This is a genomic window from Mesohalobacter halotolerans (assembly GCF_006120725.1).
Classification (GTDB): Bacteria; Bacteroidota; Bacteroidia; order Flavobacteriales; family Flavobacteriaceae; genus Psychroflexus; species Psychroflexus halotolerans.
Genome location: NZ_SWMU01000001.1, coordinates 487,861 through 510,875, shown reverse-complemented (window position 1 = coordinate 510,875; position 23,015 = coordinate 487,861). Strand labels below are relative to the sequence as shown.

General features: G+C 36.6%; 20 protein-coding genes. 10 read left to right on the top strand and 10 right to left on the bottom strand.

What is annotated here, in order from left to right:
• Positions 1-14: 14 nt before the first annotated feature.
• The 3 genes from FCN74_RS02410 to FCN74_RS02400 form a co-directional block, all read right to left on the bottom strand.
• A complete protein-coding gene (locus FCN74_RS02410) occupies positions 15-878 on the bottom strand; it encodes an aldo/keto reductase (protein WP_171047094.1) in 864 nt (287 codons plus the stop codon).
• Between the two features lie 88 nt (positions 879-966).
• Positions 967-2,346, bottom strand: coding sequence for a DUF5689 domain-containing protein (locus FCN74_RS02405; protein ID WP_138930994.1), 1,380 nt, complete (start codon positions 2,344-2,346; stop codon positions 967-969).
• Between the two features lie 34 nt (positions 2,347-2,380).
• Positions 2,381-5,251 (bottom strand): peptidase associated domain and porin domain-containing protein, encoded by a 2,871-nt coding sequence (locus FCN74_RS02400; protein ID WP_138930993.1) that lies wholly within the window; start codon positions 5,249-5,251, stop codon positions 2,381-2,383.
• A gap of 122 nt (positions 5,252-5,373) precedes the next feature.
• Here FCN74_RS02400 and FCN74_RS02395 point away from each other — a divergent pair, with 122 nt between their 5' ends.
• The gene (locus FCN74_RS02395; RefSeq protein WP_138930992.1) at positions 5,374-6,444 is read left to right on the top strand and encodes an endonuclease/exonuclease/phosphatase family protein; all 1,071 of its coding nucleotides are present in this window, start codon (positions 5,374-5,376) and stop codon (positions 6,442-6,444) included.
• A gap of 31 nt (positions 6,445-6,475) precedes the next feature.
• Here the strand turns inward: FCN74_RS02395 and FCN74_RS02390 are convergent, their stop codons facing one another.
• The 3 genes from FCN74_RS02390 to FCN74_RS02380 all read right to left on the bottom strand — a co-directional run bounded on the left by FCN74_RS02390 (position 6,476) and on the right by FCN74_RS02380 (position 11,264).
• On the bottom strand, positions 6,476-8,908 hold the full coding sequence (locus tag FCN74_RS02390; RefSeq protein ID WP_138930991.1) for a ligase-associated DNA damage response DEXH box helicase: 2,433 nt from the start codon (positions 8,906-8,908) through the stop codon (positions 6,476-6,478).
• A gap of 168 nt (positions 8,909-9,076) precedes the next feature.
• Entirely contained in the window at positions 9,077-10,285 is a 1,209-nt protein-coding gene (lysA, locus tag FCN74_RS02385; protein ID WP_138930990.1) for a diaminopimelate decarboxylase, read from the bottom strand.
• 262 nt (positions 10,286-10,547) lie between these two features.
• Positions 10,548-11,264: a hypothetical protein gene (locus FCN74_RS02380; protein ID WP_138930989.1), complete on the bottom strand. Its 717-nt coding sequence runs from the start codon at positions 11,262-11,264 to the stop codon at positions 10,548-10,550.
• A 173-nt stretch (positions 11,265-11,437) separates the two neighbouring features.
• On the opposite strand from FCN74_RS02380, the gene FCN74_RS02375 reads away from it, so the two are divergent.
• The 6 genes from FCN74_RS02375 to FCN74_RS02350 are packed head-to-tail and all read left to right on the top strand — an operon-like array spanning position 11,438 to position 16,099.
• On the top strand, positions 11,438-11,980 hold the full coding sequence (locus tag FCN74_RS02375; protein ID WP_138930988.1) for a DUF1599 domain-containing protein: 543 nt from the start codon (positions 11,438-11,440) through the stop codon (positions 11,978-11,980).
• 7 nt (positions 11,981-11,987) lie between these two features.
• Positions 11,988-13,082: a BT_3928 family protein gene (locus FCN74_RS02370; RefSeq protein ID WP_138930987.1), complete on the top strand. Its 1,095-nt coding sequence runs from the start codon at positions 11,988-11,990 to the stop codon at positions 13,080-13,082.
• A gap of 33 nt (positions 13,083-13,115) precedes the next feature.
• On the top strand, positions 13,116-14,195 hold the full coding sequence (locus tag FCN74_RS02365; protein ID WP_246062535.1) for an ABC transporter permease: 1,080 nt from the start codon (positions 13,116-13,118) through the stop codon (positions 14,193-14,195).
• A 16-nt stretch (positions 14,196-14,211) separates the two neighbouring features.
• Complete coding sequence (gene tpiA / locus FCN74_RS02360; protein ID WP_138930986.1) at positions 14,212-14,964, top strand: triose-phosphate isomerase; 753 nt, start codon at positions 14,212-14,214, stop codon at positions 14,962-14,964.
• Between the two features lie 9 nt (positions 14,965-14,973).
• Positions 14,974-15,801: a 50S ribosomal protein L11 methyltransferase gene (gene prmA / locus FCN74_RS02355; RefSeq protein ID WP_138930985.1), complete on the top strand. Its 828-nt coding sequence runs from the start codon at positions 14,974-14,976 to the stop codon at positions 15,799-15,801.
• A gap of 22 nt (positions 15,802-15,823) precedes the next feature.
• The gene (locus FCN74_RS02350) at positions 15,824-16,099 is read left to right on the top strand and encodes an ATP-dependent Clp protease adaptor ClpS (RefSeq protein WP_138930984.1); all 276 of its coding nucleotides are present in this window, start codon (positions 15,824-15,826) and stop codon (positions 16,097-16,099) included.
• Between the two features lie 13 nt (positions 16,100-16,112).
• Here FCN74_RS02350 and FCN74_RS02345 read toward each other — a convergent pair whose 3' ends face one another.
• Positions 16,113-17,405: a metal-dependent hydrolase family protein gene (locus FCN74_RS02345; RefSeq protein WP_138930983.1), complete on the bottom strand. Its 1,293-nt coding sequence runs from the start codon at positions 17,403-17,405 to the stop codon at positions 16,113-16,115.
• A 130-nt stretch (positions 17,406-17,535) separates the two neighbouring features.
• Positions 17,536-18,756 (bottom strand): DegT/DnrJ/EryC1/StrS family aminotransferase, encoded by a 1,221-nt coding sequence (locus FCN74_RS02340; RefSeq protein ID WP_138930982.1) that lies wholly within the window; start codon positions 18,754-18,756, stop codon positions 17,536-17,538.
• Positions 18,757-18,864: 108 nt separating this feature from the next.
• Between FCN74_RS02340 and FCN74_RS02335 the strand changes: the two genes are divergently transcribed.
• The 3 genes from FCN74_RS02335 to FCN74_RS02325 all read left to right on the top strand — a co-directional run bounded on the left by FCN74_RS02335 (position 18,865) and on the right by FCN74_RS02325 (position 21,853).
• A complete protein-coding gene (locus FCN74_RS02335) occupies positions 18,865-20,112 on the top strand; it encodes a 3-deoxy-D-manno-octulosonic acid transferase (protein ID WP_138930981.1) in 1,248 nt (415 codons plus the stop codon).
• 256 nt (positions 20,113-20,368) lie between these two features.
• Positions 20,369-21,028, top strand: coding sequence for a metal-dependent transcriptional regulator (locus tag FCN74_RS02330; RefSeq protein WP_138930980.1), 660 nt, complete (start codon positions 20,369-20,371; stop codon positions 21,026-21,028).
• A gap of 3 nt (positions 21,029-21,031) precedes the next feature.
• Positions 21,032-21,853 (top strand): ZIP family metal transporter, encoded by an 822-nt coding sequence (locus FCN74_RS02325; RefSeq protein ID WP_138930979.1) that lies wholly within the window; start codon positions 21,032-21,034, stop codon positions 21,851-21,853.
• 68 nt (positions 21,854-21,921) lie between these two features.
• Here the strand turns inward: FCN74_RS02325 and FCN74_RS02320 are convergent, their stop codons facing one another.
• The gene (locus FCN74_RS02320) at positions 21,922-22,359 is read right to left on the bottom strand and encodes a DoxX protein (RefSeq protein WP_138930978.1); all 438 of its coding nucleotides are present in this window, start codon (positions 22,357-22,359) and stop codon (positions 21,922-21,924) included.
• Positions 22,360-22,367: 8 nt separating this feature from the next.
• A complete protein-coding gene (locus FCN74_RS02315) occupies positions 22,368-22,997 on the bottom strand; it encodes an HmuY family protein (protein WP_138930977.1) in 630 nt (209 codons plus the stop codon).
• Between the last annotated feature and the right edge of the window lie 18 nt (positions 22,998-23,015).

The window sequence follows — 23,015 nt, the reverse complement described above, 5'->3', positions numbered from 1 at the left end:
TGTTTATAAAAAAATTAATCCACTTCATGACCTCTTGAAGCCTGATATAGCTTAAACCAATCTTGATGCTTTAACCTAATGTTAAGGCTTTCAAAAGCTGTTTTAACCCTTTGTGAGTCGGTAGTGCCAATAACGGGATAAATCTGAGCGGGATGATGGAGTAGCCAAGCCAAAACCAATTGAGAAACTGAGCAATTATATTGTTTTGAAAGCTTATTGAGATTTTGCTTTAACACAGAATTCTCACCGAGTTTTAAACTCTCACCCAAAGGTGACCACGCCATAGTCGTAATATTGTGTTGTTGATGATAAAACAGTGTGTCATCTTCAATAGGTTGATAATGTGTAAGTGAACATTGAATTTGATTGGCTGAAATATCAATTGACGGAGTTAAAAAATCTATTTGCTGTGGTGTAAAATTAGACACTCCAAAGGCTTTAATTTTACCCTGTTTTTGGAGTTGAGATACTGCTTCTAAAATTTCATCAGATTGCATTAAGGGACTCGGGCGATGTAGTAAAAACAAATCTAAATAATCAGTTTTTAAATTTTTTAGTGACTGTTCAGCTTGTCTAATAATGTAATTGGTTTGATAGTTATAGTGTTTTACAAAAGACTGTCGATTTTCATTCACAAGTTGAATTCCACATTTAGAAATAAGCTGAATTTTTTCTCTACTGATTTGGCTTTGTGATAATGCATGACCAAAAGCTTCTTCGGTGGTGTAATTGCCATAAATATCAGCATGATCAAATGAAGTGACCCCCAAGTCAACATTTTCTGAAATACGCTTTGCCATCTCAGAGGTATTGAAGTTTTTGCCCCAAACACCCCAAGTCATACAGCCTTGAATGATTCTTGAAAATTGTATTTCCATCTTTTAAAAATACAAAAATAGATATAAAAAAACCTGCCAAGTTTGAGAAAACTGACAGGTTTTAAAATTATTAAAATTTAGGTTTTTCTTAGTTTCCAGTAATTGTCAAATCATCAATATGATAACGTGTTGTGGCATCAGGATCTGTACTGATGTATCGGAACCCAATCCATACGTTTTCACCGGCACAACTAATATTTGTCGGTCCAACAGGCTCAAAGCTCCCAAATCCACTTCCAGGGCCAATTGGGACTTCAAGGTCAAGTTGTGTCCATTCTGTTGTTGTGGGGTCTCCAGTAAAATTATCAGTGATAAAAATGGTCAAAATTTCACCATTATCAAAATTGGTTTGAATTTCTAAACTCAAGTCTTCTTCAATTGAAGTTGACAGGTCTATTTGAGGTGTCACTAACCAAGCCTCCGAATCTGTTTCACCGGAATTAAAGCCTGAAATTTGTGCATAAGAGTCACCGCTGAAAGAACCGATGATATAATCTAAATTACCACCTGTGACATTAACATTGGTCCAACCTGTTAAATCATTGATGTTACCAACTTCAAAATCTTCTTCAAAAATTGTATTGCTACCGCCACTAGGACCATCACAAAACAACAAATCTGGATCGCAACGCTCTAAGTCAAAGTTAATATCTTCTGGAGAGTTTATAAGAAAAACATAAAAATCATCGAAAAAATCTCTAGATAAAACACCTGTCATACTTCCTGCTTGAGCTGGTAAGAATAATGTTTTAAAGTCTGCAAAAGTACTTGTACTTACTATGGTTGTGTTTCCGGAGTCACAGCTCTCTAAAACGCGCTCACCGTCAAATTCGTCTGTTGGTTCTGCAGCAAAGGTTAATGGCTCTTCAACTAAAACGCTACTTCTAGGGAACTGTACATTATTTAATTGGATATACAGATTTTCTAATTCATTAGAAAAATCAGAAATAGAAACTGGTAATGGCACGATTTCAGCAGTTTCAGACGTTCTTAAGATCACATCATCGGCTTGGCTTTCTTGTATTTGTCCAATTCGGTTACCATCAACTGTTCCAATTGCATATACGCCATTAGTGATTCCAACGGTTAAACCTTCCATTTTTACATAAACCTTTCTTCCAAAGTTATATTTCGTAAACAAAGGGTTAGCATTCACCGAAATCCGAATACCTGCGGTTGGGTTTTCTGGTTTATCCTGTATAATCAATTCTTCAAAGAAATTTCCTCCCTCGTCAGAAGAAATGACGTAGCCTTCAACGTAAATACTATCTTGTATCGTAAAGTTTTCACCATCATTTTGTTCTATAATCCCTTGAATAGCATTTATGCTTACTATATCACCATCAATTTCTGGTTCAGTGATGGAGATATCTGGGATATCAAAATCATCATCTTCTACACAAGAAGTAAAACTAAGCCCGAGGGCTAAAATGAATAAAAATGTGAATTTAAATTGAATTGTTTTCATCGTCTAAAAATTAAAAATGTTTTATAGTTTTTTATTAAAATCTTACGTAAAAATTTAAGTAATAAGTCGTTCCTCTTCCAAAAAAGTATCGATTGCCAAAAAGCGGACCACCTGGCCTATTACTTTCTTCTAATAGCCCTTGATAACTTCCAATTCTACCCTGCTCAAAACCACCTGTAATATAGTCTTCACCAAAAATATTGTTGATCACGGCAAAGAAACCGATGTAATAATCCCCAACTTTCCAAGACTTACCACCAATGGCATTAAAGAGCATATAACTTCCAAAATCTTCTTGTTCTAAAAGTTCTTTTGCTATATCTGGGTCAAAATTATTGACAGGCAAACCATCACTATCATTAGCAAATCCTTGTGAACGTTGTATTGCACTAGGGCTCACATATGCATGAGAAAAATGGTTTGCTGTAATACCAATATTCCAGAAATTTGGGTCACGGTATTCAAACCCAAATTGATAGGCTTGCTGTGGACCACCTTCTACTTTATAGTCTTTAAGGGCGGCTGTGCCATCACCAAATGTTAAAGGGTCTGTGTTAGTATTCACTTCCGGATCAAATTGCGCAAACAATTGTTGACTATACAATTCTAGGTTGGGGTTGCTGTCATAGGTGTGTTGTCCCCAGGTTCCCGCCGCCTTAAGTTTAATGGTTGGCGTCACTTGGGCTTCAATCCCAAACTCTGCCCCCAAATGAACTCTATCAATACCGTTCATGGTTTCTTGCAAAAAGTTACTTGTAGCATCATCCTGGCTAAAATAAAACCCAACATTGGTTTCATCTTCAACTTTTGTGTAAAAGCCAGTTAATCTTGCTTGTATTATTGGTGAGCGGTAGACATAGCCTAAGTCAGCATGGGAGGAAACCACTTCTTTGAGGTTGTCGACAATTAAATGATTAATTCTCGGATTGACATAAGAATTTCTTAAAGTTGGTGCTTGTTCCATATAAGCTACATTAGCATCAATATAATGACCACCTTCAACTTTAAACACTGCTCCTGCTTTTGCCGCAATATTATCAAATTCTAGTTTTTCACCTTTACCAAAAGATAAATCTCCGAGATAATAACCGTTTTCATATAAACCTGTGCGCTGATAAGTAGTTTGACCAAAATTTGCACCTGCATAAAAATCTACCCAAGAATATTGAAATTGAGCTTGTGCAAAGGCGTTGTATTCTTGTACATCATATTCAAAATTGTACTCATAGCGATCACCTTCTACAACAAGTCTATCGGGGTTTCTTACATCAGATTGTGCTAGTGCAAAAGGGTCTACTCCTGCAGCTTGAGCATCTTCATCTGCAAAGAAATCGACATCTAAGAACTGTTGTCCACCAAGTAAGTCATTGACCTGTGCATAATTTTCTATTTTACTATTTCTATAATCTAGGCTTGCATTCAAGGTGATGTTGTCTTTTAATTTTGCGTTTAAAATAGAGTTAAAGGATATCATATTTTCATCTTCGACATCTTCTTTTAAAATATAAATTGAATTTCCACCTGTTTGTAGAGCATTTTGGTTTGCGGTGTATACGGCATTCCAATCAAATTGACCATCATTTATAAATTCCTGCTGTGCTAAATAAGCGTTGGCATAATCTGTCGTACTTGGATTCGGAAACCTCAAATAATAGCTAGGTAAATTTTGGTAATAGATCGGCGTTGGGTTTCTTGCGCCACCTAAGTAGGCCACTTGTCCATCTGAAGTTTCAACTTTTCGAGTTCCTCCATTATCGACACGTGTCGTTCCTATTGTCCCAAATTGGTAACCCACATTAGTATTTAAAGAAATATCTTCATTGATATCCCAATAGTGGTTTAACATAAACACAGGTTGTTCTATGGTTCTGATTCTTACGTTTCGTTTTTCACCGTTTTGGTAGCCCCATTCCGGATTATAGCGTCGACCTTTTAAGTCTTCAACTTCCTGAGTAATGGCATTGGATAAGCCTCTTCGGTTAGGCGTGTAAAACCCGGTAAAATTTAAGCTGTGTTTATCGTTAAATTGTTTTTCTACAGAAGCTGAAAAAGAGTTGGCATCGTATAAAGTCGCATCTTGAAAGCCTTCGTCTCCAAAACGTCTGGACATTAACACTGAATAAGACCAACCACCGGATAAGATTCCAGAATTATAACTTCCCATAACTCGTCCTCGATAAGAGCGGTTTGATGTTGCATAAGATACTCGACCGCCTTTACGTTGACCAGAAGCTCTCATGTCAATATTGGTCGTTCCCGCCAAATCTCCAAATTGGAATTCATTGGCATGGGTATTCATACTCAAGGTTCTGTTTCTTTGGATATCATTTAAACCGCCCCATTGCGTCCATTGCGGTCTTCCGGTTGAAAATTTATTCATTTCCATACCATTAATCAAGACCTTACCTCTAGCATTGTCATACCCACGTGGATTGAAGAAGGTTGCACTGAAGTCGTAGGCAGCTGCTCTTAAAAACACATCTCTTGTAGATTGTAATAGACCGGAAACATTAAACAAAACATTGTCATCTCCCGCCAGTTCATTGTCCGATAAACTGATAACACCAATTTGTTCAGTTTCTTCACTGATATCGACTTTTAAATATAAAGTGCCTAAATCTAGGGTTTCACCTTCGTTGATAATAATAGGATAGCGTTTAGAAACAAATCCTTCTTTATCAACTAATAGGACTTGCTCTCCAAGCGGTAATTCATCACCTTTTAAGTTAAATACACCTTTGTTATTAGTTTTTACACTAAGTACTGTACCTTCTATACTTATTTCTACATCTGGAATAGGTTGCTCATCAGCATCTTGAACAATAACTCCAGTTACAAGTGTTTGCTGGCTAAAAACTAGACCTGAAAAAAACAGAAATAAGGGAAGAAAAATTGATTTGTTCATTTTGGATATGTTATATGGGACCAATCTCTTTAAGAAAATATTATGATTTTGCTGCAAATGTATTTAATATTTATTTATTGACTATTTTTGAACCGAAAAATTTACAATTAAATAATATTTACATGCTTAGAAACATCCCTTCCTTTTTAGTACTAATCCTTTTCTTGACTAGTTTCTTGACTTGGTCTCAAGACCAAAAGTACAGAGTTGAGACTGTAGCGTTTTACAACTTAGAAAATTTATTTGACGTTGAAAATGACCCTAATAAATTGGATGAACGCTCACCCATAATGGAAATGGACTCCGCCGTGAGGCCTAAAGTTTACAAGAAGAAGATTGCCAATATGGCTAAAGTGATTTCAAAAATTGGAACTGATTTTACGGGAATGCCTCCTGCTATTGTTGGCGTATGCGAGGTCGAAAATGACGATGTCCTTCTCGATTTAGTCAACCACTCAAGGTTAAGGCCCTATAATTATGGAATAGTACATCACGAATCGCCAGACGAGAGGAGTATTGACACAGGGCTACTGTATCAAAAGTCACAATTTATTCCTACAAATTCTATAGCACATGAGGTCTTGATTTATAAAAACAATGACAAGTCTGACCGTAATGAAACAAGAGATGTCCTCGTTGTTTCAGGGAAATTGAGAGGTGAAGACTTCCATTTTATTGTCAATCACTGGCCATCGAGAAGTGGTGGTCAAAAGCGTTCAGAACCCGGGCGTGTTGCAGCAGCAAAAGTGGCTAAAAAAGCTATAGACTCCTTACAAGTCCTTGATCCTTATGCCAAAATTATGGTCATGGGCGATTTTAATGACGGACCATACAATAAAAGTGTTGCTGAAGTGATTGGTGCAAAATTTGACAAAGACGAGGTCGGTTTAAAAGAGTTTTACAATCCTTATGAAGAAATTCGCAAAAAAGGCGGTGGAACCATAGCGTATCGCGGGAGCTGGGATATTTTTGACCAGATCTTCTTTACTGAACCCTTGTTGAACAGTGAAGATTACTCGGAGTTCCGTTATTTTAAGTCTGGTATTTTTGCGCCCACGTTTTTACAAAATCCCAGAGGCCGATGGAAAGGTTATCCGTTTAGAAGCTTTTCCGGCGGCGGATTTTCTGGAGGCTATAGCGATCACTTTCCGGTCTTTGTGTATTTGATAAGAGAGATTGAGGAAGAGAAATAAAAAAACTCAATTAAGGGTTACTGTTTTAATTCTATTTTCTCTGTAGTCGCTTAATCATCTTTTTAATCCGGTCTTCCAATTTTTCTGAAGACAATTTTTCTCGCAGTCGGTCTGTGATGATGGGAAATGAAAAGGGCGTTGGTTGTTCACAGGATTTGATCACAGCTTGCTGCCGATTGATGCGCTCTAAAGCTTTCAGCAATCGGCCTTCTTCCAGACTGTACTCAAAGGTTTCGCGGTAAGCTTGCAAAAACAACGGATTGTCCGGTTCATAATCTCTAAACACTTCAAAAATCAATTGTGATCCGGATTGTAAATGCTTAGATTTAATCACTTTACCGGGATAACCCGAAAATACCAAACCGGAAATCACCGCAATATCTCTGAACTTTCGCCTGGCCATTTCAGTAGCGTTAAGGCTTTTATACAAATCGGTATTGACGTTTTGGACTTGCCAAATGTCAGGATTTTGAAGTACGTTTAAGCCAATGCGTTTATCAGTCAAAAGCTCAAAACCATAGTCATTAAAGGCCAATGAAAAACTGATGGGCTGCTGTAAACTGATGCGATAAGCCACTAAACTCGCCATGGCTTCATGCACAAATCGGCCTTCAAACGGATAAAATACATGATGAAAGCCATCACGCGTTTTAAAGATCTCGATCAAAAATTCATTGGCATCTGGAATAATGGACTCCATCTGCTGCTGCTCTAAAATGGGCTTTAAGCTTTGAAATTCCGGCGAATCGGTTTCTCGTTTCAGCTGATATAGTTCCTGTCGTAAACTTTCACTCATTTGTGAGGATAAGCTCAATCGACCACCCATCCAGCTGGGCACTTTGGCATTTTTAGCTTTAGATTTACGTACGTAAACTTCCATATTTTTGATGCGTACTAATTCTAAAGTCTTTCCCGCAAATGTAAAGGCATCGCCGGGATTGAGTTTGGAAATAAACCACTCTTCCACACTTCCCACAAATCGCCCGGACATGTATTTCACTTTTAAAACCGCATCACTTACTATACTCCCAATCTGAAGGCGGTGCCTCATTGCTACTCCTCTGTTTTTGACTTTATATAGCCCATCCTCGTCGATAATAACTTTGTGGTAATCGGTATAGTTTTCTAATGAACTGCCTCCTGTTGTTATAAAATCTAAAGCCCATTGCCAAATATCAGGGTCAAGGTCTTGAAAGCAAAATGTCGATTTGACCTCTTCATATATCTGTTGAGGACGAAATCCCTCTGAAATGGCTAAAGTTGTGAGGTATTGTACCAAAACATCATAAGAATTAATATGCGGTAATCGCTCTTCAACGGTTTTAGTTTTTACAGCATTTTGAAGGGCTAGGGCTTCTACGAGTTCGATGGCATGGGTTGGCAGAAAGTAAATCCGACTTTTTTTGCCGGGTCTGTGACCACTTCTGCCGGCGCGTTGCATAAATCGGGCGACACCTTTCGGCCCGCCGATTTGAATGATGGTTTCTACCGGTGCAAAATCAACTCCCAAATCTAAACTTGAGGTACATACCACCGCTTTGAGTTGATGGTCTCGCAATGCGTGTTCTACCCACAATCGGGTTTGCTTATCGATACTGCCATGGTGCATAGCCAAATCTCCTGCAAATTCAGGGTGCTTTTCTAATAGTTTTTGAAACCAGATTTCACATTGAGAGCGCGTGTTGGTAAAGATCAAAGTACTTTTTGAATTTTTAATAATCGGGACAATTTCCTCAAGCAAATGCAAGCCCAAATGACCTCGCCAGGGGAATTTATCCATAGATTGGGGTAAAATACTTTTAACTTCGATTTCCTTTTGGATGTCGGCAATGACCATTTCAGTTTCAAAAACCTCGTGGTCATCACCGAAAAGGACTTGCATGGCTTGGTCTAAATTGCCTATAGTTGCTGAAATTCCCCAAACTTTGAGTGGTGATAAACTTTTCAATCTAGACAAAGCCAATTCTACCAGAACACCGCGTTTAGTGCCAAGCAATTCATGCCATTCGTCAGCTACAATGGCTTTACAGTGTTGAAAGAGTTTAGGATAGTTTTTTGTGGCCAACAACAAATGTAAACTTTCAGGTGTAGTAATCAACAAATCAGGCATGTTACGCTTTTGGCGTTGACGCTCCTTTTGAGAAGTATCTCCATTTCGGATACCAACACTTATATCTAATTCTAAATCGCTTATTAAATTTTCAGCAGAGGCTTTAATATCTAAAGCTAAAGCGCGTAAAGGTGTAACCCATATGGCTTTTAACCCTTTTTGTTGTTTTGACGTTTGACTGATTTCGGCCAAAATAGGCACCCAAAGCGCATAAGTCTTGCCACTTCCGGTTGGCGCATTGACTAAACCACTTTTACCTTTGGCATAAGCTTGCCAGGTTTGGTTTTGAAAATCAAAAACTTTCCAATTTTTTGAAGCAAACCAATTTGAAAAATCCGTAAAATCCAAATCCATCTTGCTAAAGTAAAACGAAAAATAAATTTTTGAACCTCAACAAAACTTATTTTTAGCCCTAGATATTTATGAAAACAGCTGCCATTTTATCTAAACCTGAAAATTGAATTAAGCTTTTTAGTGTTTCAACACGGCTTAAGCATCTAAAATGTATTGATTCTATAACGGCTAAGAAAATTCTACCATTTTTTGATTCTTGATTAAATCTTCAAATGTTTCACGTTCACGGATGAGATGGGCTTCACCTTTGTACCACAGGACTTCAGCTGGTCTAAATCGAGAGTTGTAATTGCTTGCCATAGTTTGGCAATACGCCCCGGCATTTTTAAACGCCAGAATATCACCTTCACTGATTTCGCTGATCATCTTATTATTAGCAAATGTATCGGTTTCACAAATATACCCTACGACAGAATAAAAACGTTTCTTACGATTGGGATGCGAGACATTGATAATGTCGTGTTGCGCGCCGTATAACATCGGGCGAATAAGATGGTTAAAACCGGAATCTACTTGGGCAAATACAGTAGAGGTAGTTTGTTTGACTACGTTGACTTTTACAAGAAAAAAACCGGCTTCACTGACTAGAAATTTTCCCGGTTCAAAGGCTAAAGTCAAGTCACGACCGTAAGATTTACAAAAGTCATTAAAGCGTTTTGACAGTTTTTTGCCCAATTCGTCGATGTCGGTTTGGATATCATTGTCGTGATAAGGGACTTTAAAACCACTTCCAAAGTCTAGAAACTCTAAATCCTTGAAATTTTCTGCCACTTCAAATAGAATCTCAGCGGCGTGCAAAAAAACATCAATATCTAAAATATCACTACCCGTATGCATGTGTACACCATTGATATGCATTTTGGTGTTTTCTACAATCCGCAAAACATGAGGCATTTGATGAATTGAAATACCAAATTTAGAATCGATATGACCTACAGAAATATTGGTGTTACCACCGGCCATCACATGAGGATTAATCCGAATACAGACAGGAACATCAGGATGATTGGTGCCAAATTGCTCCAAAATTACTAAATTATCAATATTAATTTGAACTCCTAAACCAATTGCTTCTTCGAGCTCTTCAAGCGAAACCCCATTGGGTGTATAAATGATTTTGGATGGGTCTACACCGGCTTTAATTCCTAATTTTACCTCTTGTATAGAAACGGTATCCAACCCACTGCCCAGATTATTAAATAACTTTAAAACACTAAGGTTTGAAAGTGCTTTTACTGCATAATGTAAACGTAAGTTTTCTACGTTTTTAAAAGCCTTAGTCAAGCGTTTGTATTGAGATATAATTTTTTCACTGTCATATACATAGACAGGACTTCCATATTTGCTTGATATATTTAGGAGGTTTGCATTAGTCATTTTTAAAATTTTAAATAAGAGTTTTGCGTTTAAAAGTTAATTTAATCGGGCTAAAATAGTAAATGTATGTGAGATATAATTATACAGCTATTTTAGACTTTAAAGCGAAGCACTTTTTTGTCTTATAGCATGTCTTCTTTTGACGTGTTTTGGAAAGTAATTGAGACTTCAACTTCTTTTTATAAGAACTAAAAAAGAATTTGATAAATTGTTCAGGCGAGAGCTGGTATTTTAAAAATTGTAAAATAATCATACAATAATATTATGCGTTATAATATTTACTTTGCCATATCGCAGTGTTGAAGTTTTTCCCTTTGGCAAATCCGTAGTAGAGTGCCATTCCCAGTAGCCATTTGAACATAAATATAAACAGTAGGAAAAATTCTGTACCGGATTGTTCATCTATAAAAATACCTTTTGGCACTAAAGCTGTAGTTACCAAGCTGATAATAAACATCGAGAAAATAAAATTTTCTAAAGTTTTAACCGGCCATACCAAAAAACGTCTTAAAGGATGCAAATCATTCCCCCATTTATGAATGAAATAATAGTAATTGTTCCCCATAGGAGCCATTAAGACTGGATCATCTGCATTCTCTAGTTTGAATAGTTTTGATGGCGCCATAATTTTAAAGCCTTTTAATTCAGTATCGTGTTCAGTGTTTAGGCGCTTAATTTCTTGAATCGCTTCTTGAGGTAAGTCTCCTTTAAAAAGGTTAGAATTCAAAAATCTTAAGCGATAATTCACACAAACCTGCTCAATTTGAGAAATATGATATATACGGTTAGAGTCGAGATTATCAAAAACAAAATTATTGACGCTATCATCTGAATTACTATCCTCTAAAACCTGTTTTTTAATACTATCATCTTCATCCTGCAATTGTTCTAAGAAGGACTTTACGCTTTCTAATAGCTTTTCTTCATTTGCTTTAGCACGTTCATTTTTTAATTTCTCTAGTAAATTAAGCCTTTTCATCTTTCCATTTTTTTATAAAACTATAAACAACTATCTATTTGTGCAATAGGAGTTTTAAATTTTAACTTCTGTTAAGTAGATATTTAACTTCAAAAAGCAATTTGGCTTTTAATTTAAAAAAAAGAGCGTGTTTATGACTTGTGTTTTATCTTTGAGTTTTAATTTGAAATAGAATGGGCAATACTTCACAGCAATTTGATGATGTTATCAATACATGCAGAGATTTATTTGTAAAAAAAATGTCAGATTATGGCAGTGCATGGCGTATATTAAGATTACCATCACTTACCGACCAAATTTTCATCAAAGCTCAACGTATAAGAAGCTTACAACATGGTAAAGCTCAAAAAATAGCTGATAATATTGAAGGCGAGTTTATAGGGATTATCAATTATTCGGTAATGGCTTTAATTCAACTTGAGAAAGGCATTGCGGAGCAACCCGACCTTGACGTTAAAGAAGCGACCAAGCTCTATGACCAAGTGGTAAAGGCAACTAAAGACCTGATGGAAAATAAAAATCACGACTATGGTGAAGCATGGCGAGAGATGAGAGTGAGTTCACTCACGGATTTGATATTACAAAAATTACTGAGAGTGAAGCAAATTGAAAACAATCAAGGCCAAACTCAAGTCAGTGAAGGTGTAGATGCCAATTATCAAGACATGCTCAATTATGCGGTTTTTGCTTTAATTTTAATAACAGAATCAAAATAATACAAACATGAAATACATATATCAGCTTGCTAGAGTCTTAGTAGGTGCATTATTCATTTTTAGTGGTTATGTCAAATTGGTTGATCCCTTAGGCTTTTCTTATAAATTACAAGAATACTTTGGTCCTGGCGTTTTAGAGTTAGAGTTTTTAGTGCCTTTGGCTTTACCACTAGCTGTGTTTATTGTCATTTTTGAGCTCTTACTCGGGGTGACTTTATTATTGGGGTTTGCGCCCAAATTTACCCGATGGAGTTTATTGTTAATGATTGTGTTTTTTACATTTTTAACCTTTTACTCTGCCTATTTCAATAAAGTCACAGACTGTGGTTGTTTTGGCGATGCCATTCCATTAACGCCTTGGCAATCTTTTTATAAAGATGTGGTTTTATTGGTTTTAATTCTCTTTTTGTTTATAAAAAAGCAATACCTCAAACCTATTTTACCTAAACCTCTTGCTTTCATTGTCTTTTTAGTTACTTTTATTATAAGTGGCTATTTGAGTTATCACGGTTTAAACCACTTACCTGTAGTCGACTTTAGACCATACCATATTGGAGCTAATATTCCCGAGTCTATGACTGTTCCTGAAGGTGCTAAAAAAGCAATTTACAACTATCATTGGAAGTTTGATATAGATGGTGAGGAAAAAATTATCACAACCCAAGGCAGCTACCCACAGGTTGAAGGAGAATTGATAGATTACGAAACTGAGTTGGTTGACAAAGGTTATACTCCACCAATTCATGACTTTTCATTAGAAAAAAATGGAGAAGATTATACTGAAAGCTTAATGGCCGAACCCAAATTACTCATGGTAGCAGCTTATAATTTGACTAAAAGTGATATTGAGACTTGGAAAGCGATAAAGCCGGTTCTTCAAAAGGCAAATACTAGTGACTACAAAGTCATTATTCTAACGTCGTCTGGCAAAAAAGCCCAAAATGTAATTAATGAAGCCTTACAAACTGAGCTTGATTTTTATTTTGCTGACGAAACCGCAATCAAAACCATTGTGCGCTCAAATCCAGGTTTATTAGTGTTAAATAAAGGTGTTATTAAACAAAAGGTGCACTGGCATGATGCTGAAGATTTAGAGTTTTAGATTACACTCAACTGGAATTTAAAATATACAACCTTGCTAATTTTAGTATTTAAAAAAATAGGTTACGCCTTACTCACTTTATTTGGTGTTGTAACGGTTATTTTTTTTATGTTTTCAGTTTTACCCGGCGATCCTGCTCAAATGATGTTAGGCCAGAATCAATCCCAAGAACAGCTTGATAAAGTCAAACAAAAATACGGGTTTGACCAACCCATTTCAGTGCAATACATATACTATTTAAACGATTTGTCGCCATTATCATTTCACAAAAAAGATAAAGACCATTATACTTCATTAAATTCAGAGAAATACAGTGCCATTCAACTATTTAAAATTTCAAGCTATGATGTTGTTTTAAAAAGACCCTATCTTAGAGAATCCTTTCAGCAAAACGGCAGGTCTGTCAGTTCAATCATTGCAGAAACCTTACCTAATACTGCTGTTTTGGCGATAAGTGCGATTAGCATTGCTTTATTAATAGGTATTTTACTAGGTGTTTTTTCAGCTATTTTTCAAGACACTGTTTTAGATAAAAGTATTCAGATTTTAAGTACTTTAGGGATGAGTCTTCCCTCATTTTTTAGCGCCATTTTATTTGCATGGTTTTTCGCTTATGTCCTTAAAGATTTAACAGGTCTTAACATGACAGGCAACCTATACGAGCTGGATGATTTTGGTGAACAGCGGCATTTAATATTAAAAAATTTAATACTACCGGCTGTGGTTTTAGGCATAAGGCCTTTGGCTGTGGTGTCTCAACTCATGCGGAATGCCTTATTGGAACAATTACAGGAAGATTACATCAGAACTGCTAGAGCTAAAGGGCTATCTGAATTCAAAATCATTTATAAACACGCGCTTAAAAATGCTTTAAATCCGGTAATCACAGCCATATCGGGCTGGTTTGCGTCTATGCTAGCCGGAGCCGTATTCGTCGAGTATATTTTTGGTTGGAATGGCTTAGGCAAAGAAATTGTTAACGCTTTAGAAACCTTAGATTTACCTATTATTATGGGTGCAGTACTTATCATTGCACTTATGTTTATCATTATCAATATATTTGTAGATATAATATATGCTTGGCTCGACCCAAGAATACGATTTTCAACTTAATTAAAATCATAATACTATGCGTAAACACATTGTTGCCGGAAACTGGAAAATGAATAAAACTCTCGAAGAATCTCAAGCTTTGACCAAAGATTTGCTTGCAAAAATTCCTCATGATTCAAATGTAGAAATCATAATTACGCCTACATTCCCAAACTTATATCCTGTCCATGAGCACGTCAAATCTTCACCGATTGGCTTAGCTGCGCAAAATGCACATTTTGAAAGTAATGGTGCATTTACTGGAGAAGTTAGCACCGAAATGCTAAAGAGTGTTGGCGTATCAACTGTCATTATTGGTCATAGTGAGCGTCGTTCTATATTTGGTGAAAATCACGAAATGCTAGCTCAAAAATCCTCTAAAGTGGTTCAAGATGGCATGCAACTGATGTTTTGTTGTGGTGAGGTTTTAGAAGACCGCAAAGCCGAAAAGCATTTTGATGTCGTCAAAAAACAACTTGAAGATTCGGTGTTTCAACTAAATCAAAAAGAATTTGAAATGGTGGTCTTGGCTTATGAACCCGTGTGGGCTATTGGGACCGGCGAAACGGCCTCTCCCGAACAGGCACAAGAGATGCATAAATTTATTCGCTCACTATTAGCCGATAAATATTCTGAAGAAATCGCAGAAAATACCTCTATTCTTTACGGCGGGAGTGTAAAGCCCAACAATGCCAAAGAAATTTTTTCTCAGCCTGATGTTGATGGTGGTTTAATAGGAGGTGCCTCCTTAAAAGCCGATGATTTTGTGAGTATTATTAATGCGTTCTAAAGCTGAAAGATGACATATACTGAAGTTCGCTTTAAGGTAAAACCAAAAGAAGATGGCATACAAATTTTGATTGCTCAACTTGGCGAGCTTGGTTTCGAGAGCTTCATAGAAGAGGTTGAGTACCTCAAGGCGTATATTAAAACTGAGCAATTGTCAACAATAACTATTGAAGATTGCCAACTATTTAAAAATCCCGATTTTGAATTGGAGTATACCATACATGATATTGAAGATGTCAACTGGAATCAAGCCTGGGAAGAAAACTTTAAACCTGTTCACATTACTCCAAACTGTGTGATCCGCGCACCATTTCACGAGAAATTTGATTTAAAATACGAATTGATAATTGAACCCAAAATGTCTTTTGGCACAGGTCATCACCCCACTACACATATGATGATGCAAATGGTTTTAGAAGAAAGTTTAAACAATTTATCGGTTTTAGATATGGGATGTGGTACTGGTGTATTATCAATTTTGGCAGAAAAATTAGGCGCAAAACCTATCTTAGCTATAGATATAGATGAATGGTGTTTTATTAATACTTTAGAAAATAAAGAGAGAAATGAATGTGAAAACATAAATGTAAAACAGGGAGGCGAAGAGCTTATTGAAGGCCGATTTGATGTTGTATTGGCTAACATCAATCGAAATATCCTTTTAGAACACTTACCCATTTATAACCGACACTTGAAACAAAATGGAATGATGTTTCTCAGCGGTTTTTATGATAAAGATCTAGAAAAAATTGATGACGTTTGTCAGCAATTAGGTTTGAATTATGTTAAACACCAATTAAAAAACGAGTGGATTTGTGCTAAATATGTGAAAGTTTAAGTTTTACTTTTATATTTGTACCATGAGTCAGAAAGAACAAATACAAGACGATGTAATTGTAGAAGAGCAGGTATCTCGAGAACATGAAATCATTGTTTACAATGATGAAGTCAATACCTTTGACCATGTTATTGATACACTGATTAAAGCTTGTGACCACAATCCAATTCAAGCTGAACAATGCACATTAATTATACATTATAATGGAAAATGTGCCGTGAAATCTGGTGAATTCAAAGATTTAAAACCAAGATGCTCAAAAATTTTAGACGAAGGAATTAATGCTGAAATTATCTAAATTTACAACACCTTCATTTTCTTTTGTAAACTATTCCATCTTTCATCACAAAAGTTACTTTGTTAAACGCATTGGTGTTTGTTTTGTTTGGTTCTTCATCTAGTGCGATAATATCTGCCATAAACCCTTTTTTAAGCTGTCCTATCTCATTTTCTTTATTTAGAATTTTTGCAGGTATCAAAGTGGCTGCCTGTATAGCTTTATTAACCGGCATGCCTGCTTCAATCATATAACCAAATTCTTTCCAATTTTCACCATGTGAAAATACACCAGCATCGGTTCCAAAGGCTATAGGAACATTTTTTTTATAAGCCCTTGCAAACATATTTTGAATTTCTGGACCTATTTCTAAAGCTTTTGGTCTTATTACTTCAGGGTAAAATCCCTCTACCTTAGCCATTTCACTAACGTACTTTCCTGCAATAATGGTAGGCACAAGAAAAACATCTTGCGCTTTCATCATTTCCATAGTTTGATCGCTCATTTTAGTACCGTGTTCTATGGTTTTTACACCCCCAAGTATAGCGCGTTGCATGCCTAAATCACCATGAGCGTGCGCTGCAACATGAAAACCATAGTCTGCGGCTGTTTCTGTGATGGCTTTGATTTCTTCGACTGAAAATTGCGGGTTTGATGAGTTTTTGGCCTGACTTAATACGCCACCCGTGGCTGTAATTTTTACAAGATCTGCACCATTTTTATAACGCTGTCTTACGGCCTTTCTAGCATCTGCAACGCTGTTGACTACTCCATATTTAGGTCCGGGATCACCTACATAGTCAGCATTACTACCATTGGTCGGGTCTCCATGTCCGCCAGTAGAAGATAGGATTTTACCCGAGGTATAAACTCGAGGTCCAATAATATCTCCTCGATCTATTGCATTTTTGAGGGCAATATTAACACCATTACCACCCACATCTCTCACCGTTGTAAAACCAGCCTTCAAAGTGCGTTCACAAAACTTGACTGACTTCAAGGCTTGGTCTGATTTGTTATCCTGATATTTGTCTAAATATCGTGTTGGGCTTGTTTCGTGATCCAAGTGCACATGCATATCTATAAATCCCGGATAAACCACTTTAGCTTTCAAATCAATAATTTTGGATTCTTCGTCTCTTGGTGTTACGATGCCATCAAACACTTCAAGTATCTTATTGTCTTGAACAACGATTGTAAATTCGCCTGTTTTGTATTCAGCAGATACACTATCGAAGATTTTTGAACAATGTAGATAAGTGTTTTGTGCGCTTAAACTTAGCGTTGAGAAAAGAAGTATCAATTGAATTTTAAATAAAACTTTCATTTTTATAATCTTTTGACTTTTTATTATACGGTGTCTTCGACTCCGCTCAATCACCAAACTCGATTTCGCTTAGGAACCTTCTTTCAAATGTGGTGGTTGAGCGGTGCCGAAACCACCATCAAAATTGCACTCACTGAGCAGAGCCGTTTTTACGTGGTGGTTGAGCGGAGTCGAAACCACCTTCTTCTAAATACTTTAAAATATGACCGGTTATAAAATCAATTTGTTCTTGATCTAATTCGGTATGCATTGGTAATGAGATGACTTCATCGCTCAATTGATTAGTGACTTTAAAATCTTTATGATTATAGCGGCTATCTTTATACGCTTTTTGTTCATGTAATGGAATAGGATAGTATATACCGTGTGGTATATTCTGTGATTTTAAATACTCTGCTAAACTATCGCGCTTTCCGTTTTTAATTTGTAAAGTATATTGGTGAAATACATGACAAGAACAAGTATCACAAATACCAAGAGTTTTATTCTCGCAGGGCCTATTGGTTTTTGCCGATGGCGTGACAATATCTTTATGATTTTTTAATGCTTCGGTATAAGCTCTTGCCGCTTTTTGGCGTCTGGAATTGTATTCATCAAGTTTTGGTAGTTTAGCCTTTAAAACAGCTGCCTGAAGCGAATCCAATCTAGAGTTGACCCCAACAACATCATGATGATATCGCTCATACATACCGTGATTAACAATACCGCGGATGGTATGCGCCAACTCATCATCGTTTGTAAAAATTGCACCACCATCACCATAACAACCTAAATTTTTTGAAGGGAAAAACGAAGTTGCCGAGACATGACCAATCGTTCCGGTTTTTTGTGAAGAGCCATCTTTATAATGGTAAGAAGACCCTATGCCCTGTGCGTTGTCTTCTATGACATACAAATTGTGTTTTACTGCTAAGTCCATGATGGCGTCCATATTGGCAGCATGACCAAACAGATGAACAGGCACAATAGCTTTGGTTTTTGGAGTAATCGCTTTTTCAATAGCCTCTGGAGAAATATTAAAAGTGTCTTCTTCCACATCAACCAAAACAGGTGTGAGCTGAAGTAAAGCAATGACCTCAACCGTAGCGGCAAATGTAAAATCTGCTGTAATTACTTCGTCGCCTGGCTGTAATCCTAATCCCATCATAGCAATTTGTAAAGCATCGGTACCATTTGCGCATGGAATGACGTTTTTAACATCTAGATACTTTTCAAGGTCAGCCTGGAATTGATGCACATAAGGACCATTAATAAAGGCCGCATTGTCCATAATTTCTGTAAAAGCAGAATCGATGTCGTCTTTGATGGCTTCACGTTGACCAACAAGGTCAACCATTTGTAGTTTTTTCATAGGAATTGTAAATCGTTATCATAACAAAATTACTAAATATAAATGGTATTCAGGCGAATTCTTTATTTTAGCCTCCTAATCCCTTAGAATATATAATTATTCTACATTATGAGATGGATTTATAATTTTTTTATCAATGGTTTTCAACTATTGTTACCCATTTTAGGTCTGTTTTTTAAACGTCTTAAAACCTTTCGTTTAGAAAGACAACAAACCAAAAAAGAATTAGAATATTTTATAGCTCAAAACCAAGCACCTCTGATTTGGGTTCATGTGGCCTCTCTCGGTGAATACGAACAAGTGGTGCCCGTCATCAAAGCTTTAAAACCCCAATTTAAAAATTACAAAATTCTATTGAGTTTTTTTTCTGATTCAGGCTATCGTATTAAAAAGAACAATTCTGTTGCCGATTTTGAAACCTATTTGCCTTTGGATACTCAAAAACAATCTCAGGCTTTTGTCAATTTTGTAAAACCGCAATTTGCTATTTTTGTCAAATACGACATCTGGCCAAATTTTTTAAGAGAACTCCACAAACAGCAGATCAAAACGTTTTTAGTGGCAGCAAGATTTCGACCTCAACAACTTTATTTTAAAGCTTACGGTCGGTTTTTTAAACACGCATTAATGAGCTTTCAGCACATTTTTGTACAAGACCAAGCTTCAGGACATTTGCTTAACAGTATCAACTACACCGATTGGACTCTTGCAGGAGATACACGCTATGATAGAGTTTATCAGCAACTCAGTCAAGATAACACCCTTGCTTTTATGCAAGACTTTAAGCAAAACCATGATTGTATGGTATGTGGAAGCACCTGGCCAGAAGACGAAAAAGCATTGTTACCAACCTTGAACGATAAAAGCCTTGCACTCAAATTTGTCATTGCACCCCATCAAATTAAACCTGAAACAGTCAACCAATTTCAAAAACAACTTCAAAAATCTAGTATTAAATATTCAGAAATTAAAACCCAAGACTTGTCCCAATACGATATCTTGATTTTAGATACCGTTGGCTTACTGACCAAAGTCTATGCCTATGCCAACATGGCTTATGTCGGTGGTGCCATGGGCAAAACAGGTCTACATAATATATTGGAGCCCGCAGCTTTTGGAGCGCCGATTATCATTGGTCCAAACCATGAAAAATTTCCTGAAGCTAAAGCTTTACAGCAAGTGGGTGGTTTAGCTGTGGTAAGCAAGCCTTCAGAACTTCAAAACATAGTCCACAAACTGAATGATGAACAAGGTTTAAAAACTAAAATGAGGAAAGCTGCCCATGATTTTATTCAAGATAAAAAAGGAGCAACAGCTTTAACTTGTAAAGAGATTTTACAAAACACATCAAAATAATTAGGGGCTTTATGCCTGCTGAAATTTCAGGCATACCGGGTTATCCACTATATCTTCTTGTGTTTTGTTAAGTCTCAGTAGGCATTTTGGGTTTAACGCTTTAGGGCGTCAACCCCAAAACACCACTTCGCTAAAACAAAACTCAAGAAGGATGCCGTTACTACCCCTAAGCCAAAAGCAACACAAAGATAAATTTGAAAGAAAATTATTAGACAAGTCTAAAAAATTATTTATTTTAGCGTAAAATTTTGTATAAATGCTTAGCCTAGCAGAAGAAAATTACCTGAAAGCTATCTATCATCTACACCATGAAAACAACAAAGCGGTGAGTACCAATGATTTGTCATCGTTGTTAGATACCAAAGCCTCTTCGGTCACCGATATGCTCAAAAAGTTAGCAGATAAAAGCTTAGTGGTTTATAAAAAATATCAAGGTGTCAAACTAAGTGACAGGGGTGAAAACACAGCTTTAAAAGTGATTAGAAAGCACAGGCTTTGGGAAGTGTTTTTGGTAGAAAAACTCAATTTTAACTGGGACGAAGTACACGATATCGCAGAGCAACTTGAACACATTCAATCTGAAAAGCTTACCGATGAACTCGATCGCTTTTTAGATTATCCCAAACGCGACCCACATGGCGACCCCATTCCTAATAAAGACGGCCAATTTGAAGTGGCTAATAAAACCATGCTATCTGAGTTGGAAATTGGTGAATCTGGCATATGCATCGGTGTAAAAGATTCGTCATCTGCTTTTTTAAATTATTTGGATAAACAAGCTATAGCGCTCGGTAAAACATTGACTGTTAAAGAAAAAGAAAGTTTTGATCAATCTATGCTTGTGGCCTATGACAATAAAGTTTTACGTTTATCTGAACAGGCAACTCAAAATTTATACATCAAACCAAACCATTAAGTTATGGATTCTATTATTGCGTATTTTGAACAACTAGACCCTATTCTAGCCGCATTATATGCCACATTATTTACTTGGGGATTAACAGCTCTCGGGGCATCTTTGGTTTTTCTCTTTAAAAAAATGAATCGCATTGTTTTTGATGGTATGCTGGGCTTTACAGGTGGTGTGATGACGGCTGCGAGTTTTTGGAGTTTGTTAGCACCTGGCATAGAAATGAGTGATGGCAATGGGTTTATTAAAGTAATTCCAGCAGCAACAGGCTTTTTGGGTGGCGCCTTATTTATTTTTGCTTTAGACAAAATTTTGCCGCATCTTCACGTCAATTTTAAAGAAAGTCGCAAAGAAGGCCTGAAAACCCCTTGGCATAAATCAGTTTTACTCACTTTGGCCATTACATTGCATAACATTCCTGAAGGTTTAGCTATTGGCGTATTGTTTGGCGGTGTTTCTGCAGGAATAGAAGGCGCAAGTATCGGTGGCGCTGTAGCATTGGCTCTGGGAATTGGTATTCAGAATTTTCCTGAAGGTTTTGCGGTAGCTATGCCATTAAGAGGTTTAGGAAAAAGCCGTTGGAAGAGTTTTAATTACGGACAACTCTCAGCAATTGTTGAGCCTTTTTCTGCTGTTTTAGGGGCTTGGGCGGTTTTAACTTTTGAACCTATTTTGCCTTACGCTTTATGCTTTGCAGCAGGAGCTATGATTTTTGTTGTGGTAGAAGAAGTCATTCCAGAGTCTCAACTCGAGCACAACACCGATATTGCTACTTTAGGATTTGTTGGTGGGTTTATCGTGATGATGACCTTAGATGTAGGTTTAGGATAAGAAAAGAGCCGCAAATTTATCTTATACAAAATCCACGACTCTTCTGGCATTTGATAAAATGTGAAATCCTATTTTACCAATAAAAAGTTTAATGATTTTGAACGATAAGCCACAACTAAGGTATTAGCTAAAAATAATCCAACAGACATCAACAATTCTCCTATTTCATCAGGTTCTAGAAAAATGTGAAACAGTAAAATGTTTAAGGTAATTGGCAAAAGAAACAAACCCCCAATCAGACTTGTTTTTTTCCAAATCACAAGAAGTCCAAATATGAGTTCAGACAAACCTAAAACCAACCAAAAATAGCCGGTTTGTTTCATCCCACTGACATATAATATCAATTTACTAATGTGTTCTTTGTCTTCGTCTAAGTATTTTTGGGCTTTGTCCACCACTTCTTGAGTTTCAGCAAAGGGCGTTTCAAATTTTGAAATACTCCCATAAATCATCATTCCGCCAAGGAATAATTGCAATACAATAAATAAAATGGATTTTATGTTCATGGTTTTTTTTAATTAAAAGTGGTTTGCCCATCATTAGGGTTGTAGGCATATCTAAAAGTGTAGTATCTCGGTGCGTCTTCAAAAGGATCTATGTCAGATGGGGCATCTTCGTAATAGCTTAAGATTTCGATTTTTGCATATTTGCCATCTGATGTTTTAACTACTATGATTTTACCAGGAATTGGGCTCAAGATATTTGTTGCAAAATCATAATTATACCAGCCATTTCCACTACCTGTTGGTATGGCAAAACCATCTTGACCGTCTTGATCAAATTCTATATCTTCAGTAACTTCTGTAATATCTTCAAAGGTACCGTTTACAATAGTTACACCTGCATCAGAAGTTCTTAGAGGTTCGTCTGTTGTGCCTGTTTCAGTGCCGCCATTTACTGCAATAGTCGTTCCCCTAAAGGCAATATCCCAATCGGTGTCGCTGTTTGTCTCTTGACCGGTTTCAAAATCAAACTTTGTAAAAGTTCCAGATACAGGTTGGCCTTGTCCGCCTTCTTGTGGGGCATGTAAATTGCTAATGGTTGTCGATTCTACTTCAGCAAGTGGCATAACCTCATCGTCATCTGAGCATGATAACATAAATAATGACATTAAAATAAATGTAGTGAGTTTTAAAGTTTTCATATTGTTTGTTTTTTAGAT

Coding starts and splice junctions, on each gene's coding strand:
- FCN74_RS02345 (WP_138930983.1), bottom strand. CDS start 17,405: ATGAAAGTTTTATTTAAAATTCAATTGATACTTCTTTTCTCAACGCTA.
- prmA (WP_138930985.1), top strand. CDS start 14,974: ATGACATATACTGAAGTTCGCTTTAAGGTAAAACCAAAAGAAGATGGC.
- FCN74_RS02395 (WP_138930992.1), top strand. CDS start 5,374: ATGCTTAGAAACATCCCTTCCTTTTTAGTACTAATCCTTTTCTTGACT.
- FCN74_RS02320 (WP_138930978.1), bottom strand. CDS start 22,359: ATGAACATAAAATCCATTTTATTTATTGTATTGCAATTATTCCTTGGC.
- FCN74_RS02315 (WP_138930977.1), bottom strand. CDS start 22,997: ATGAAAACTTTAAAACTCACTACATTTATTTTAATGTCATTATTTATG.
- tpiA (WP_138930986.1), top strand. CDS start 14,212: ATGCGTAAACACATTGTTGCCGGAAACTGGAAAATGAATAAAACTCTC.
- FCN74_RS02405 (WP_138930994.1), bottom strand. CDS start 2,346: ATGAAAACAATTCAATTTAAATTCACATTTTTATTCATTTTAGCCCTC.
- FCN74_RS02350 (WP_138930984.1), top strand. CDS start 15,824: ATGAGTCAGAAAGAACAAATACAAGACGATGTAATTGTAGAAGAGCAG.
- FCN74_RS02375 (WP_138930988.1), top strand. CDS start 11,438: ATGGGCAATACTTCACAGCAATTTGATGATGTTATCAATACATGCAGA.
- FCN74_RS02330 (WP_138930980.1), top strand. CDS start 20,369: ATGCTTAGCCTAGCAGAAGAAAATTACCTGAAAGCTATCTATCATCTA.
- FCN74_RS02400 (WP_138930993.1), bottom strand. CDS start 5,251: ATGAACAAATCAATTTTTCTTCCCTTATTTCTGTTTTTTTCAGGTCTA.
- lysA (WP_138930990.1), bottom strand. CDS start 10,285: ATGACTAATGCAAACCTCCTAAATATATCAAGCAAATATGGAAGTCCT.
- FCN74_RS02370 (WP_138930987.1), top strand. CDS start 11,988: ATGAAATACATATATCAGCTTGCTAGAGTCTTAGTAGGTGCATTATTC.
- FCN74_RS02335 (WP_138930981.1), top strand. CDS start 18,865: ATGAGATGGATTTATAATTTTTTTATCAATGGTTTTCAACTATTGTTA.
- FCN74_RS02340 (WP_138930982.1), bottom strand. CDS start 18,756: ATGAAAAAACTACAAATGGTTGACCTTGTTGGTCAACGTGAAGCCATC.
- FCN74_RS02410 (WP_171047094.1), bottom strand. CDS start 878: ATGGAAATACAATTTTCAAGAATCATTCAAGGCTGTATGACTTGGGGT.
- FCN74_RS02325 (WP_138930979.1), top strand. CDS start 21,032: ATGGATTCTATTATTGCGTATTTTGAACAACTAGACCCTATTCTAGCC.
- FCN74_RS02380 (WP_138930989.1), bottom strand. CDS start 11,264: ATGAAAAGGCTTAATTTACTAGAGAAATTAAAAAATGAACGTGCTAAA.
- FCN74_RS02390 (WP_138930991.1), bottom strand. CDS start 8,908: ATGGATTTGGATTTTACGGATTTTTCAAATTGGTTTGCTTCAAAAAAT.